The organism is Bacillus pinisoli (assembly GCF_023036475.1).
Classification (GTDB): domain Bacteria; phylum Bacillota; class Bacilli; order Bacillales; family SA4; genus Bacillus_BS; species Bacillus_BS pinisoli.
The window spans coordinates 331,085-346,871 of the sequence record NZ_JAJQKI010000004.1; the positions used below are offsets into that span (position 1 = coordinate 331,085).

The following is a 15,787-nucleotide window of genomic DNA, read 5'->3' on the forward strand; positions in this document are numbered from 1 at the left end:
CTAGTACCCCCCCTTAGTCATATAGGTAACACCTTACGAAATGGTCTGTTTCATGTTCAATAAGCTCTGGGTTTTGTTCTTTACATGTATCCATTGCATGTGGACATCGATCGTAAAACCGGCAACCCTCAGGAAAGCTGTACGAAGGTGGCACCGATCCTTTTATCGCACCAAGTCTAGTAACATCTTTATCTATGTCCGGTAAGCTTTCTAGTAGTCCAGTTGTGTAAGGATGCTTAGGATTCTCAAACAGCTCTTCTACACTTGTCTTCTCTACAATTTGTCCCCCATACATAACGAATACTTGATCTGCATATTCGGCCACCACACCTAAATCATGTGTGATAAGTAAAATAGCCATATTAAATTTTCGCTTCATTTCATTTAATAAATCTAAAATTTGGGCCTGAATGGTTACATCTAATGCAGTTGTGGGCTCGTCCGCAATCAGCAACTTAGGATCACAGGAGATCGCAATTGCTATCATGGCTCTTTGTCGCATGCCTCCTGATAACTGATGTGGATACTCCTTCATTGTTTCTTCTGCTCTTGGAAAACCAACAATCTTCAATAGTTCAATTGCCTTCTCGTAAGCTAGCTTTTTATGTATTTTTTTATGCTTAACAATCGTTTCAACAATTTGTTCCCCAATGGTGAAAACAGGGTTTAATGCTGTCATAGGCTCCTGAAATATCATAGCAATATCATTTCCTCTAATTCTTGCCATTTGTTTTTCAGACATGTTTAACAGGTCTTTATCACCGAACAAGATAGATCCTTCTTTAATTTTCCCTGGCTTACTAACAAGTTTCATAATGGATAGAGAAGTGATACTCTTCCCACTACCTGATTCTCCAACAAGTGCTACAGTTTCCCCAGGTTTAATCGTAAAATCTACTCCATCTACAGCCTTAGCTACTTTTTTGCTATCTAAATAAAAATATGTTCTTAATCCTTTTACGTGTAATAACTCAGGTTGCGACATTTAATCACCCTCAATCTTACAATTTGATTACAAATGTTTAAGCCTGTGAACAATTTATGACAAACCCAAAACAAATATGTACATCTTTTTAGAAAATAATGAATAATACGAAAATATATGTATATTACGATATTTCGCTTATAGAAATGTTTATATTCCAAAGCATAAAAAAAGCCTGAGGAATCACTCCTCAAGCCTACTAATATGGATTTATAAAGAAAATAAAGTTATCTTAGTGATAATTTTTCATATCAGTAATTATTGTAATTTTTTGTGAAGTTTGATTAAATATGGGGCTGTTTCCATAAGGATAGAAGAGAATAATTTTAATCATAGCTGATTAACACACAAGTAGAAGGTCCAGAAACGGAATTTTAATTGCTGATGCTACTGCACTAATCGTCAAAGATAGAATCATCATTATCTTTTTCCTATGCGAACTCATTTTTCTTTCCTTTTCCCATCTCGAAACACAATCGCACTTCTTTCATACCCCACATCTTTTACTCCCTCTGGTCTTAGAAGCGATGGTTGTAAATATTAAAATGGCTTCTATGATTATGCCAACATAATTAATGAATTTGATAGGCGCTCTTTATGAATATAATAGTTAGGATGAATGGTAGAAAAACTGCAACAAAAGCAAATAATGTTCCCTTTATGATGCGGCAGTTTCCTTTGTTTAAACGTACTTCCAATCTATTGATCATCCAGCCCATCCTTCGAACTGGATGCGGTAACATCTTGGATCACTCATTAATGCATCTAAAAGCAAGGCTAAGATGACTACTACAATATGTTTAATCACGCGTTTAGTCCTTTTCTGTTTAGATAGTTCATAATGGCTTGATGGGTGGCACTAGCTACCATTTTCCCCACTTGTCTTCCGATAGGAGTTAACGGTCCTCCGTATTCAAAACCAATACCTGTTTGACTAGCTGCGATACAAATACTGTCTGTTGAGGTCCCTGTAGCCATTGTGCCTGTAATGGGGTCCATAATTTTTAGAGTTGAAAGTGCTCTCGTCTTGGCTTCTGTTGCAGTAGATAAAACCTGAACAAAAGCAGCCTCCGTTAGTTTTGCTTCGATTAATATAAACGTGTTAATCGTTCCTGGTTGAAGATTAGGTAGCTCATGCTGCCAGGCATTCGATGCATCAATGGCATTACCAGTTCCTGCTGTTACCATAACCATAAAAGCTCCCGCTTGCGTTTCTGTCTGTTCAATGACTACATCTTGCAATTGAACGGCAGTCATCATGCCTACAGTATTTGTAACATCCAAGCCATTTGTTTTAAGGTAGGTCTTCATTTCTTCCTTAGCGTCATCACATTGATAATGTAAATCTACATGACGATTCACAAATGTATGTGACCAACCAAAACCATCTCCAATTACCGCAGAAGATAGTGTCTTAAATTCGTGATCCGATTGAATGACAATATGTGATGACTGGTGTTCAATCTGTAAACGATCTATAACAGATTGTCTAGAAGACTTCTCAATTTCTGGAAGCAACCCAATCATAGGTTTGGCCAATTCTGGATGTTCTTTTCTAATAATAGCCGTGTCATATATACGTTCTAACAAATTAGATTGCATGATTTGTTTTGGAGTTCCTAGTGAGACTAGTTTCCCTTCGTGAAGAAGTAAAACACGGTCACAATAAAGACTTGCCAAGTTTAGATCGTGAAATATTGAAATAACTGTCAACTTTTTTTCTCTTCTCAGTCTCATTAATCCATCTAGTAAACCAATTTGATAAGAGATATCTAAATGATTGGTAGGTTCATCTAGTAACAATAAGTCTGGTTGCTGAGCTAATGCTCTTGCTAGAAAGACTCGTTGTTGCTCTCCACCACTAAGTTCCCCTATTCCTTTATCCTGTAAATGTATAAGCGATGTTTCTTCTAACACTTCTTGAACAATATTTTCATCATGTTGAGACCAATTGGAAAAGAGTCCTGTTTGATGAGCATATCGTCCCATCTGCACGGTTTCCTTTACAGAGTATGAGAAGGCTGTATCTGTCACTTGTGGCAAGACAGCGACGGTTTTGGCAAACTCTTTATTTGAAAAATCTGATATGGACCGGTGATTAATTGTAATACACCCACCAGATGGGCTAAGTGTTCGAGATAACAGCTTCAATAGCGTTGTCTTCCCACTACCATTTGGTCCGAGTATGCCAAAAAACTCACCTTTTTCAATAGAAAAGCTAATAGGTTTTATCGTTTGATCATGATGATAGGAAAACGTAAGACCCTCAATGTTAATCATGTTTTCACATCCTTGCTTTCTTACGATAATATAATATCACTGCAAACACAGGTGCTCCTACAAGTGCAGTAATAACACCTATTGGTAGTTCTCTTGGTGCAATAATTGTTCTGGCCGTTAAATCGGCAAGAACTAAGAAAACTCCACCGTGAAGCATAGAAATTGGCAGTAACGTAACATGATTGGGTCCCCATAGAATTCGAGTTAGATGTGGAATGACTAATCCGACAAACCCAATGGTTCCTGATACAGCAACAGAGGCTCCGGTTAATAAAGAGGCACTACATAAAATAATAAATTTTCTAAATTGAACATTAACACCTAGCTGTTGAGCTGATTCTTCACCAAACGAAAGGACATTCAGTTCCTTCGTTTGTGTTAATAGAAGGACCACACCTATTATGAAAAAAGGAAGCATAAGGTTAATATATTCAAAGCCCCTCATGGATACACTTCCTAGTAACCACGAAATGATTTGCCTTAGCTCGTCTCCTGTTAAAGCAATCATTAATGAAATAAACGATCCTAAGAAAGAACTAAATATAATTCCAGTTAAAATAATGGTTTCCACTGTCATTCGCTTTTCAACCAACTTGGCAAAAGCTAACACAATAATAAGGGTGATAAAAGCGGACCCGATACTAAAAACGGGAAGTGTGTACATACCTAGGAAAGGAATTTGTATATTGAAGAATAGGACCATAACTGCCCCAACAGAAGCCCCAGAAGAAACACCAAGAGTATAGGGATCTGCCAGTGGATTTTTTAATAGTCCTTGAAAAGCTGCTCCCGCCAAAGAAAGTGATGCACCTACTAAGAAGGCTAGTATCACCCGAGGTAACCTAATTTCCATCACAATATTGACAAGCATTGGTTCTATTGGTGAAGATAATGTAACCCCAACTATTTCTTGAAGAAAAATGGAGATAATAGTAGAAAAGGGAATCGATAGAGTACCTATCGAAATCCCTAATAGAACGGCGATGAAACAAGTAGTACCGCCAATGATATATGGAATCAAACGATTATTCTGTAAATACTTCCGGATAAACGACTTTTGCAAGTTCCTCTACTCCTTCAATTAAACGAGGGCCAGGTCGTGTTACTAAATCTGAATTAATGTCATAGACACGTTCATTTTGTATAGCAGGGACCTCATTCCATGCTTCTCTCGCTAAAACATTTGCTTTTACATTTGGATCGTAGCTTCCGTAAGTTGTTACGACAACGTCTGGATTTAAAGCAACGATTTCTTCTTCTGTCATCATAATCCAACCTTCTTGTTCCCCAGCTGCATTTGTTGCGTTGATAACTTCTAACATTTCATGCATGAATGTACCTTTACCAGTTGTATAAATTTCAGGTGCACCTGAAACCTCAACCCAAACAGTAGCTTTCTCTGTAATGCTTGTGGCCTTTGCTTGAATGTTAGCAAGATCTGTTTTCATTCCTTCAATCAATTCATCCGCTTTTTCAGTTGTTCCTGTAACTTGTCCAAGTAAATGAATCGTATCGTAGACCGTTTCAAAAGAATCAGCATTAGGAATCACCACAACTGTAATACCTGCATTACGCAATTGTTCTAAGCCACTCTCTGAACTTTGAGCACTAGATTCGTGAGCTAATACTAAATCAGGTTGAAGAGATATGACCTTTTCAACATTAATTACCATGTCACCAATTTTCTCAACTGATGCAACTTCCTCTGGAAAATTATCAAATTCAGTAACACCAACAACTGTATCCCCCATGCCCAAAGCATAAACAATCTCAGTATTACTTGGTATTAGAGAAACAATCTTTTCAGGTTGTGCTTCAATCGTAACTTCATTGTCAGAAGCATCAGTAACCGTTATTGGAAAACTACTTCCTTCAGACGCTTCGGTATTCTCTTCTTCTTGCTCCACGTTACTTGTTGTTGGTTCTTCTGTACCTCCACATGCAGCCATTGTAAAGACTGTGAAGAGAGCTAGAAGAAGTATAAGTAGATTTTGCTTTAATTTCATTGTGCTTGACCCCTTTATTCCTAGAGATTTTTGTATGTAAGTGCCCATAGGCTCATTACCAATTATGACAAGTCAGGTTCTAAAGGGGGTATAAACGAAAAAAGCTTCCCCATATTCATGGGCAAGCAAAAACGATCAGTATCATAACTACCATTGACCGTTCCTTCTTCTCAACCCCCGAAGATTCATGAACATTCCGTTTAAGGCAGGTCTACTGACTTGTGCTTCTTCCTACTTTGAAGCCTTCCCATAGGAAAAGATCTCTATCTCTTCTTACAGTGGCTAGTTTCATTTCGTCTGCACTTACAGTTGCGGGGACAGCTCTGGATTTTCACCAGATTCCCTTTTAAGTCAATGAATCATTGAGCACCTTAAACTTACAAAATATTTAATTGTAATTTCCAATTTTTATCTTACACGAAGCCTATCAATCAGACAAGTACTTTTTATCTGCCATTTTGATTGGGATTATATTCACAAATGTTTCTTATGAAACAAGAATCTTCGTCAATACCTGTGAAAATACACCTATTTTCGTGGTAAAAAGAAGGAAAATGTCGTACCTTCGTTTATTTTGCTATGAACAGATATTTGACCGTGGTGTGCTTCAATAATATTTTTTACAATGGCTAACCCTAATCCTGTTCCACCTTTACTTCTTGTACGAGCTTTGTCCGCTTTATAGAATCGTTCAAACACGAATGGCAAATCTTCATTCGGTATACCAGAACCGGAGTCTTGTACATCCACCTTGATACCATTATCCAGCATTGTCGCTTTAACCGTGACATTTCCTGTTGGATCGGTATGTCGAATGGCATTATCAATTAAATTAGTAAATACTTGTTCAATTCGGTCTGGATCAAATGATACTTCCTCTTGATTACATTGTTCACAAGTGTAGGAAAGGTGAATTGACTTTTCTTTAGCTAAGCCTTGAAACTTTTTAACCACCCGTTCCAAGAACTCTTGAAAGTTGGTCGGTTCTTCTTGTAATTCAATATGTCCTGCTTCCATTCGAGCAATATCTAACAGCTCATTTACCAATCTGCCCATACGAAGAGATTCCTCATAAATGACTTCGGCAATCTCTCTTTTTTCTTGCTCTGTTGCCGCAATATCATCAATAATCGCTTCACTATATCCTTGTAACATGGAAATGGGTGTTCTTAGTTCATGCGATACATTAGCAATAAAATCTTTTCTCAGTTTATCTAGTCGTCTCTCTTCTGTCATATCTCTAATAACAGCAACCGCACCCCTTATACTATCATCGTTATAAAGGGGGCTCATGACTACTACCCAGCTTCTTCCTTGAAAGGTCATCTCAATAAGTTGTTCCCTTTCAAGCGAAACAACCCGACTAAAAAGCTCTTTCATCTCTAAGGGGATATCCTTTTCCAAGTCTTCATCCATTCCGGATTCATAATACCAAGCCTGTAAAAATCGTTCAGCTGGTGGATTAGAGATTTGCATCATGCCATTACGATTTAAGGTAATGACACCGTCAGCCATACTGCTTAAAATACTGGACAGCTGTTCTTTTTCTTGCCTTAGTGCATCAATGTTTAACTTTAATTGCTTTCCCATTTTATTAAAGGCAACTCCAAGGCTTCCAATCTCATCATGAGTCAAGACTGGTAAACGTGTTTCAAACTTTCCCTTGGCGATTTCAAAAGCTGCCTCTCTCATTTTTATTAATGGTGATGTAATACGGGAGGATAAGAAAAAGGCAAAAAAAGTAGTTAGCATAAACGCAATCCCAGCAGCCATGAAAATAAGTCTTGTTGTTTGTTCAGTCGTTTGCTCGACAGCATCTAAAGATTGATACAGAAACACAGCACTCTGCTTGTCGTTTTGTGAAGTAAATGGAACACCCACAATAATGATTTCATTCGTATCGGTAGAATCTGTCAGGATGGAAGAGTATTCGGTTTCTTTTATAACCATTTTTTGTTCCGCCATGACTTTAGATAATTCTTCATCCTTAATGATGGAGGATAAGGGAATATCAATCATTTGTCCATTAGCCGGTGAGTACCAATAATGTTGGTCATCTTGAGCAATTAAGACCTTAGTAGAGGAATCCACTATTTCCCATGAGATGGAACGAGCAAGTCCCTGATCTTCATGAGACTCCATGACTCTCGCGATCTTACTTGCCACCTGAGATAGCTCGTCCTCAGCTTTTTCAACATGATACTGTTCAAAAAATTCTAGTAGCATAAAGGTAAGTATAGATAAGACAAAAGAAACTAACAGCAATATGGTTATCCATAACTTACCAACTACACTTCTCCACAGTTTCATTCTTCTACAACCTCAAACTTATAACCTACTCCCCAAACGGTAATAATCATCTTTGCAGCGTTCTCAGAAACCTTATTTAGTTTTTCTCTTAATCGCTTAACATGAGTATCAACTGTTCTCAAGTCCCCAAAGAACTCATAGTGCCAAACCTCTTTTAACAATTGTTCCCGGTCGTACACTTTATCCGGTGATTTGGCAAGGAAGTAAAGAAGTTCGTATTCTTTGGGAGTTAATCCTACTTCTTTCCCATCAGCTGTGACACGATGAGCATCGTTATCAATTGTTAAGTGTGGAAACACGAGAACATCCTTTGTAATGGGTTCTGTATGTATAAATGATGTTTGGGAAGATCTTCTCAATAACGCCTTGACCCTTAGAACCACTTCACGGGGACTGAAAGGTTTTACGATATAATCGTCAGTACCCACCTCAAATCCTTGGACTCGATTCACTTCTTCCCCCTTAGCGGTTAGCATAATAATCGGAGTCGCTTTAAATTCTCTTAATTCTTTACAAACTTCAATACCATCTTTTCCAGGCATCATCACATCTAGAAGAATAAGGTCGTAATCCTTGCTCATTGCCTTTTCAAAAGCTTCAATTCCATCTTCAGCTTCTTCGGTTTGATACCCTTCTCTTTCTAAGTACATTTTTAAAAGCCTTCTGATTCTTTCCTCATCATCAACAATTAATATATTTAATGCTTGATTCATTTCATTCACCTCTGTTTATATGTTTATTTGCTATCATACAGACGCGTAAAACTTTTTAAAAAAGCCTTCACAATAAAGGTGAAGGCTTTCTTTTTTCTATACATGGTACCATTATATCGTATGACTAGTTATTACGCATAGGAATGTAAGCCCGCAATGACTAGGTTGACTACAATTAGGTTAAACATGATGATAACAAATCCTAAAACCGCTAACCAAGCTGATTTTTCACCGTGCCATCCTTGAGAAAGGCGAAGGTGTAAAAAGGCAGCATAAAACAGGAAAGTGATTAGAGCCCAAACTTCCTTAGGGTCCCATCCCCAAAATCTCGTCCATGCGATTTGTGCCCAAATCATTGCAAATATTAATGCTCCCAACGTAAAGATTGGGAAACCAATTGCTACTGAGCGGTACGTAATTTCGTCTACAACTTGTGGATTTACATTCTTCGTTAATGGTTTTAAAGCCGCTGCGATTCGTTTTCTTAAGATTAATCTTAGCGCCCCATACAGAAGAAGTCCTACTCCCAATGACCAGACTAGTGTATTGAACTTTTTAGGAGCTTGCTCCCCCTTCATCCAAGAAGGTGCATTAAAAATTGGATGCATTGTGTCCGTACTAATTTCCGTTCCGTTAGCTGGACCGACAATAGGAGGTAATGTGTAATCTAATTGTACCTCTTGATTAATATTAGGGTCCATCCACGTGAAAGTAGCTTCGTAGTTTGATAATGAAAAACCAACGGTTGCAATAATGAAGCCTATAACACTTAGTATGCTATACATAATAATTTCTAGCCATAATGTACTCTTACTCTTTACTGTTTGATCGACAACACGAATCAAATAGATAAGCCCTGAAGCAAAGCTAACGGCAAGAACAGCTTCTCCAAGCGCAGCAGTAGTAACATGGATATGCAGCCAATCACTTTGTAGCGCAGGAATTAATGGAGCCACATCACGTGGAAACATACTAGCATACGCAATGATTAATATTGCAACGGGTAAAGTAAATAATCCTAACGCACTACTTTTGTACATAAAGTAAAGAACAATAAATGCTAACACCAACATCATTCCAAAAAATGTGGTGAATTCAAATAGGTTACTGACAGGTGCATGGCCCGAGGCAATCCACCTTATAATAAAGTAACCCAACTGAGCTAGAAATCCAATTACGGTTACGAAAATACCTATTTTACTCCATTTATTAATTTTCACTTCACTTTGCTTATCACGAATTGCCCCTCCAAAAAAGAAGGTCGCTACTAAATAAAGTACAAATGCAATATAAAGTAAGTTACTACTTAAACCAACCATTTTTATCCCCCTTCCTTAGGCAGGCTTTTCTGTATTCGACTGATCAATCGGTACAGGTATATCTGTTCCTGCTAGAACTAATTCTAATTCTTTTTTAACCCCAAACCAATTTTTGTTCGTATGAGCAGCAATCCATATCTCTTGTCCCTTTTGATGAACCCAGATACGACGGTGATTCCAGTACATTCCTTGGATGACACCAATCATGAAAATAGCTCCTCCAACAGCGAGAATCCATAACGTATAATCTCGTCTAACAGTAAGACCAGAAACGTTTTTCACTTCCAGTCCGGCAAATTCAAGTTTATATTTATTTTCACCTAATGGCTCAAGATTCTCTTGAATTGCTACAAAACTCACTTCGCCATCAGGGGTAGAAGGGGTAAACATATTAAAAACAAAAGCAGGGTTATTAGGAACTTTAGATTTAGATGCAGGATTTTGATCGTCATCAAAGTAGAAATCCGCAAAGTAACTCATTAGTTCAACCCGATATCCATTACCTAAGTCATAATCTGTTGCTGGGTCCAATAAATTTACTTTAAACGGACCTACCTTCTCTCCCGTTGCTTTATCTACTAGATTAAAAGACATCGAGTTAAACTCGTTTAATTTATAATCTACTTGATAAAGGGCATAGCCATCATGCTTCAACGGCTCGTTTACACGAATATCATGTTCTTTTATTTCTTTTAGCTCAGGCTCTGCGCCATGAACAATTTCACCCATCCGCTCATATAGAATGGTATCTGTTTGATAATTTTTCACAACAGATCCCACACGTTCAAGTGCAGCATCAAATACTTCTGGCTCTTTTTCCCGGTCATACAGTTCTACTTTAAAGGATTCACTTTCTAAGTAGTATTTCCCTTCAGTACCAGGAATTACTTTTGTTTCGCCTTCTCGAATCCAAAGCACTTCATCAATATACATCTGTGGTACGAAACGAAGCATACACCCTATAAGGAATATAATAAGTCCTACGTGATTGACGTAAGGGCCCCATCTCGAAAACCTATTCTTTTCTGCTAATAAGCTACCTTTTTCTGTTCTAACGTGGTACTTGCGTTTTTTTAGATTTTCCTTAATATTTTTAAACACTTCGTCTTGTTTTTGTTCTACGCTAGCTATCCCAAATATTCGTTGACGCTTTAAAAAACCTTCATGTCGAACAACACCTTGTTTTTTTAGGGCACGATATAACGGAACAACACGATCAATTGAACAAATTACTAAGGATATCCCAATAGATGCAATCATAATGAGGAACCACCAAGATCCATATAAATCATGGAAGCCAAGGTCATAATATAACTGTCCTGACCAACCATATTGGTCTTTATAGAATTCACTTGGAGAAACATTAGGTGGGATATACATCTCTTGAGGATAGATTGTCCCAAGAGCTGATGCAACTAATGTTATAACAATTAACCAAACCCCTACTTTAACAGAAGAGAAAAAGTTCCAGATCTTATCGACCATTGTCTTTTTATAGACTTGTGAACGTCTGGCACTTCCGTCATACCTCATATCTAAGAGCTTTTCTGGTTCTTTATCTTCAAGTGGTTTCCCACATGACTCACATAACACCGTACCATGTGGATTCACATGACCACATTCACATTTTACGTTCTCCATTCTCCTCACCTACTTGTCTGTTACGGTTTAATCATATTCATATAGTCATAAACCATTTTTTCTGTCATGGATCCTGTAATAATCTCAACTACTTTCCCATCTTTGTCTATAAGAAATGTGGATGGAATAGGTCCAACACCATATGCATTTAGTACTTGAGAACCTTTATCTATAGGAACTGGAAAAGTTAGATTATACCTCTTTATAAAATTGTCAATTACAATAGGTGCCTCATCAACATTTATTGCTAATATTTCAACCCCTTGATCCTTAAAATGCTGGTATTGGTTCTCCATATACGGCATCTCTCTTTCACAAGGCTTACAATAAGTTCCCCAGAAGTTTAAAAATACTCCCTTTCCGCGGTAGCTTTCTAGTTCGTATTCATTCCCTTCAAGATCCTTAAGTACGAAGTTAGGAGCGACACTTCCTACTTGTACTCTTTCTTTACTCGTAAAGAAATTAGCATATAATGTATAGCCTAATGCAGCAGCTAAAACAAGTAATATTAAAGTCCTAATCATCAGTCGATTCTTCTTCATCGTACTCTCTCTCCTTTTCCCCTTAGAGACTAAATTAGTTACTACTATTCAGTCGGCTAAGTACAATCTTAATAAGGAAAAGCACCTTTTATCTTGGCTCATTTCTAGTACTTTGTTACTTTCTAATCTACTTTAGCTGAAGTAATCTAGATAAAAGTAGATGCTTGAAACTAGTAAGTAAAAATCCGGCTTTTGGGATTTTTACGAAAGCAACAATCTATACAAAAAGGGCCTTTATCTTTATTTGTTCCTGTCTCATAGAAATTGTAAATTTCATCTATAACTCAGATGGACACAGGTGTCTCTATTATAGCATTCTAACGAAGAATAGCCGAATTTAGAATATGAATCTTATGTGACAAAATGGTCGTCTGTTTTTACCTTCTACTCTTAACTTGCGATTGAGCTCGAAGCTGTTTGACCTCATGTGGTGTCAATTCTCTTGATTCACCTGGTCTTAAGTTATGAAGAGTCATAATTCCATACTGCTCTCTCTTCAGTTTCAATACAGGACAACCAATCGCCTCAAACATTCTTCTCACCTGTCTGTTTCTTCCTTCATGAATGATAATCTGTATGATTGATGTATTTTTCTTCCGATCAGAAGATATTAATTTAGTCTTCGCAGGGGCAGTTAGGCCATCTTCTAGTTTAATCCCGTTCGCAAGTAGACGTAGTTGTTCTCTTGTTGGGATGCCTTTCACTTTTGCTATATACACTTTATCCACTTCATGCTTAGGATGCATAAGCGTGTTGGCGAAGTCTCCATCATTTGTTAGTAGCAATACACCTGATGTATCGTAATCTAATCTTCCAATTGGATAGATTCTCTCCTTTAGATGTGGAAAGAAGTCCGTAACTACTTTTCTCCCTTTATCATCCGAAACACTGGAAATTACACCAGTAGGTTTATATAGTAAAAAATAGACAGGTTGCTCACGTTCAACCGGTATCCCACTTACCTCTATTTTGTCATTGGAAGAAACCTTAGTACCAAGCTCCTTCACTACTTTCCCATTAACCGTTACTGTTCCTTGTTGTATTAACTCTTCTGCTTTTCTTCTAGATGCAATCCCGGCTTGGGCAATTACTTTTTGCAAACGTTCCATGTTTTTTCACCTCATTCTACATATTAGCTTGTCCATGTCGAATAAACAAGAAGCATGTTTATTAATTGAATCTTTTCGTATGGCTCTTTTCTAAAATTGTGTTTCTTTCTAGCCTATTTCATCTGAAGTAAAACTCACTTTTAATAATGAATTGCCGTATTTATTGAAAGAGCAACTGTCTAGATGAATAGGAGATGACATTGAACTAGATCGAAATCAACGAAATGGTAGAAAAGAGCCTTAATCATTTGCTACCAATTTAGTTTTGGTATATAACAAGACTCTATACGTGCAGAATGTCTTAACATAAGTAGTTGAGTCTTTAAAAAGGAAAAGACACCTCATATTTAAGGTGTCAACAAATTATCCTCTATCCGAAGACAATGGTAACTACAACAATTGCCGCAATAATTCCCACAAGGTCTGCAAGGAGACCTATTTTAAGGGCGTCACCCATTTTCTTAATGCCTACTGCTCCGAAATAGACAGTCAAGACATAGAAGGTTGTATCTGTACTTCCTTGTAACGTGGAAGCAAGCCTACCTAAAAATGAGTCAGGTCCATAGGTACTAATAATATCACTAGTCATCCCAAGAGCCGCTGTCCCGGAGATTGGACGGATTAATGATAATGGAACAATTTCAACTGGGATTCCCATCATATCAAAGAGTGGTTTAATAAAACTAGTGAAATACTCCATGGCGCCTGATGCTCGAAATACTGATATAGCGACGAGCATACCAACTAAATAGGGGATAATGGAAAAAGCAATCGTAAGACCTTCTTTTCCCCCATCTACAAAACTCTCATATGTCGGAACTTTTTTAAAGGTTCCATATAATAGGATGAATCCAATAATTAAAGGAATAAGCCATAGAGAAACCGTTGAGATGATGCTCATTTTCGAATTTCTCCTTTCCTCACTCTGCGATAATGGAAGTAACGATCAATTAGGACAGCTCCTACTGTTGATAAAAAGGTTGCTACTAAGGTGGTACCTACGATTTCTGTTGGGTTGGCAGAGTCATATTGCATTCGAATCGCAATAACAGTTGTTGGAATTAACGTTAAGCTTGAGGTGTTAATAGCCAAAAAAGTAATCATCGAACGACTGGCACTATCTTTTCCCCCATTAAGTTCCTTCAATTGTTCCATCGCTTTAATCCCCATAGGTGTAGCAGCATTGCCTAATCCAAACATATTGGCAATCATGTTCGATAGAATATACCCCATGGCAGGGTGTTTAAGTGGTACCTCTGGAAACAATCGTCTTACAATTGGTTGAAACAGCTTTGCTAATGCTTCCAATAACCCTGCATTTTGTGCGATTCTCATAAGACCTAACCAGAACACAAGTATACTGATGAAACCAATGCAAATCGTAACCGCCTCTTTTGCACCAGTAAAAACCGCTTCATTTACTTGCTCCATTGTTCCATTTATCATTGCAAACACTATTCCAATTACTGTTAATAGCATCCAAATGATATTAACCATAAAAATCTGCACCTAAGAAGGAGAAGAATAGACTTTTAAATAAGTCAAAAATTGATTTTTTAGGTGCTGGCATACTTTCCGTTTCAAAGAATATAGCCTGTTCCCCAATCACATCTTCACCTAAATAGACAATCGCTTTTCCTACTGGAACCGGAATATCTTCAGGAGATTTCCACTTTGAAGGATCAGGTTTCAATAACTTTAACTCCACCTGAAACTGCTCTCTTTCTTTTCCTTGAACAGGGTAAACAAAGTCATGGTTGTAATAGACCTTGTCTTTATAAAAAGAATCTTCTAGTTTTGACAATGTTCCTTGCTTTAGTATCTTTACTAAATCAAAATGATCAAATCCAAACTCAAACATGGCGATATGGTCATTCCAATCACTAGGAGCGTTTAACGTAACTGCAATAAGATTCATCTCATCTTTTGATGCCGTCGAGACAAGCGTTCGCTTTGCACGTTTGGTATAGCCTGTTTTTCCGCCCGTCGAATTGGAATATAGTCCAGTAAGGAGCTTATTTTTATTTTTCCATACGCGATCCCATTTTTCCTCGGGATGTGGAGAGCGATATACTTTAGTGCCTGAAATCTCTTGGTACTGCTCATTTTGCATAGCATACTTCGTTAACATTGCCATATCATAAGCAGTTGAGTAATGTTCTTCATGATCATCTAACCCATGTGGATTAGAGAATATCGTATTTTTCATTCCAATTTCTTCTGCTTTTTGATTCATCATATAAACAAAGCCGTCTATACTACCCCCAACATGTTCCGCAATGGCCACAGCTGCATCATTACCTGATCTCAGCATGAGTCCATAAACGAGGTCTTCAAGGGGAATTTTTTCTCCTGCAACTAAGTAAAGAGAAGAACCTTCCGTCCCTTCTGCATTTTTGCTTACTTTTACTTTTTCTTCCATTTTTCCTGATTCAATGGCTAGAATTGCCGTCATGATTTTCGTAATACTGGCAATTCTTCTCACCTCATGCTCCCGCTTCCCAAACAGAACTCTACCTGACTCCTGCTCAATTACAATCGCACTTCTAGCACTCACTCCAGGTGCCGCCAGCGCGTTATTTGCTGGTAAAATCATCACAAAAAAACACAAAATTAGTATGTATACGAGCGATGTTCGCAGCCTCATCTGTAATCCCCCCGCTTTTTTCCCTGTTTTTGTACAAGTTTATGCATGACCTGTCCAGTTATGATGAAAAGTTTAAAAGAAAGAGGGTTTTCATATATATTGTTGCTTGGGTCAATATTCATGGAAGAGGGTACTCGTATATATTGTTGCTTGGGTCAAAATTCATGGAACCGGATTTCACATATTAATATTAGTGATTATGCTTGAGAAGCTCGCTCGCCCAATCAAGCAGTGT

The 15,787-nt window shown here is 37.7% G+C and carries 13 protein-coding genes and 1 riboswitch; all 13 genes read right to left on the reverse strand.

The window, feature by feature from the left end:
• Positions 1 to 13 precede the first annotated feature (13 nt).
• A complete protein-coding gene (locus LT143_RS08580; RefSeq protein ID WP_246942287.1) occupies positions 14 to 985 on the reverse strand; it encodes an ABC transporter ATP-binding protein in 972 nt (323 codons plus the stop codon).
• 804 nt (positions 986 to 1,789) lie between these two features.
• A complete protein-coding gene (locus LT143_RS08585) occupies positions 1,790 to 3,265 on the reverse strand; it encodes an adenosylcobinamide amidohydrolase (RefSeq protein WP_246942289.1) in 1,476 nt (491 codons plus the stop codon).
• A gap of 4 nt (positions 3,266 to 3,269) precedes the next feature.
• Positions 3,270 to 4,328, reverse strand: coding sequence for a FecCD family ABC transporter permease (locus LT143_RS08590; RefSeq protein WP_246942291.1), 1,059 nt, complete (start codon positions 4,326 to 4,328; stop codon positions 3,270 to 3,272).
• Positions 4,291 to 5,271: an ABC transporter substrate-binding protein gene (locus LT143_RS08595; protein ID WP_246942294.1), complete on the reverse strand. Its 981-nt coding sequence runs from the start codon at positions 5,269 to 5,271 to the stop codon at positions 4,291 to 4,293. The genes LT143_RS08590 and LT143_RS08595 overlap by 38 nt, the downstream gene beginning before the upstream one ends.
• Before the next feature lie 187 nt (positions 5,272 to 5,458).
• Positions 5,459 to 5,660: riboswitch (cobalamin riboswitch) on the reverse strand.
• A 139-nt stretch (positions 5,661 to 5,799) separates the two neighbouring features.
• Positions 5,800 to 7,581 carry an ATP-binding protein gene (locus tag LT143_RS08600; protein WP_246942296.1) on the reverse strand — a complete coding sequence of 594 codons (1,782 nt, stop codon included), beginning with the start codon at positions 7,579 to 7,581 and terminating at the stop codon, positions 5,800 to 5,802.
• Positions 7,578 to 8,294 (reverse strand): response regulator transcription factor, encoded by a 717-nt coding sequence (locus LT143_RS08605; protein WP_272495733.1) that lies wholly within the window; start codon positions 8,292 to 8,294, stop codon positions 7,578 to 7,580. The genes LT143_RS08600 and LT143_RS08605 overlap by 4 nt, the downstream gene beginning before the upstream one ends.
• Before the next feature lie 131 nt (positions 8,295 to 8,425).
• On the reverse strand, positions 8,426 to 9,613 hold the full coding sequence (gene ccsB, locus LT143_RS08610; protein WP_246942300.1) for a c-type cytochrome biogenesis protein CcsB: 1,188 nt from the start codon (positions 9,611 to 9,613) through the stop codon (positions 8,426 to 8,428).
• Between the two features lie 15 nt (positions 9,614 to 9,628).
• Complete coding sequence (gene resB / locus LT143_RS08615; protein ID WP_246942302.1) at positions 9,629 to 11,254, reverse strand: cytochrome c biogenesis protein ResB; 1,626 nt, start codon at positions 11,252 to 11,254, stop codon at positions 9,629 to 9,631.
• A 20-nt stretch (positions 11,255 to 11,274) separates the two neighbouring features.
• A complete protein-coding gene (gene resA, locus LT143_RS08620; RefSeq protein WP_246942304.1) occupies positions 11,275 to 11,796 on the reverse strand; it encodes a thiol-disulfide oxidoreductase ResA in 522 nt (173 codons plus the stop codon).
• Positions 11,797 to 12,173: 377 nt separating this feature from the next.
• A complete protein-coding gene (locus tag LT143_RS08625) occupies positions 12,174 to 12,905 on the reverse strand; it encodes a pseudouridine synthase (RefSeq protein WP_246942306.1) in 732 nt (243 codons plus the stop codon).
• A 370-nt stretch (positions 12,906 to 13,275) separates the two neighbouring features.
• Complete coding sequence (locus LT143_RS08630; protein ID WP_246942308.1) at positions 13,276 to 13,806, reverse strand: spore maturation protein; 531 nt, start codon at positions 13,804 to 13,806, stop codon at positions 13,276 to 13,278.
• On the reverse strand, positions 13,803 to 14,402 hold the full coding sequence (locus tag LT143_RS08635) for a nucleoside recognition domain-containing protein (protein ID WP_246942310.1): 600 nt from the start codon (positions 14,400 to 14,402) through the stop codon (positions 13,803 to 13,805). Before LT143_RS08635 ends, LT143_RS08630 begins: the two co-directional genes overlap by 4 nt.
• Positions 14,395 to 15,552: a D-alanyl-D-alanine carboxypeptidase family protein gene (locus LT143_RS08640; protein ID WP_246942312.1), complete on the reverse strand. Its 1,158-nt coding sequence runs from the start codon at positions 15,550 to 15,552 to the stop codon at positions 14,395 to 14,397. The genes LT143_RS08635 and LT143_RS08640 overlap by 8 nt, the downstream gene beginning before the upstream one ends.
• Positions 15,553 to 15,787 lie beyond the last annotated feature (235 nt).

Bases quoted from the DNA above. Each gene is read 5' to 3' on its own strand.
- ccsB (WP_246942300.1), bottom strand. From the start codon at position 9,613: ATGGTTGGTTTAAGTAGTAACTTACTTTATATTGCATTTGTACTTTAT.
- LT143_RS08640 (WP_246942312.1), bottom strand. From the start codon at position 15,552: ATGAGGCTGCGAACATCGCTCGTATACATACTAATTTTGTGTTTTTTT.
- LT143_RS08595 (WP_246942294.1), bottom strand. From the start codon at position 5,271: ATGAAATTAAAGCAAAATCTACTTATACTTCTTCTAGCTCTCTTCACA.
- LT143_RS08605 (WP_272495733.1), bottom strand. From the start codon at position 8,294: ATGAATCAAGCATTAAATATATTAATTGTTGATGATGAGGAAAGAATC.
- LT143_RS08625 (WP_246942306.1), bottom strand. From the start codon at position 12,905: ATGGAACGTTTGCAAAAAGTAATTGCCCAAGCCGGGATTGCATCTAGA.
- LT143_RS08630 (WP_246942308.1), bottom strand. From the start codon at position 13,806: ATGAGCATCATCTCAACGGTTTCTCTATGGCTTATTCCTTTAATTATT.
- LT143_RS08585 (WP_246942289.1), bottom strand. From the start codon at position 3,265: ATGATTAACATTGAGGGTCTTACGTTTTCCTATCATCATGATCAAACG.
- LT143_RS08635 (WP_246942310.1), bottom strand. From the start codon at position 14,402: ATGGTTAATATCATTTGGATGCTATTAACAGTAATTGGAATAGTGTTT.
- LT143_RS08580 (WP_246942287.1), bottom strand. From the start codon at position 985: ATGTCGCAACCTGAGTTATTACACGTAAAAGGATTAAGAACATATTTT.
- resA (WP_246942304.1), bottom strand. From the start codon at position 11,796: ATGAAGAAGAATCGACTGATGATTAGGACTTTAATATTACTTGTTTTA.
- LT143_RS08600 (WP_246942296.1), bottom strand. From the start codon at position 7,581: ATGAAACTGTGGAGAAGTGTAGTTGGTAAGTTATGGATAACCATATTG.
- resB (WP_246942302.1), bottom strand. From the start codon at position 11,254: ATGGAGAACGTAAAATGTGAATGTGGTCATGTGAATCCACATGGTACG.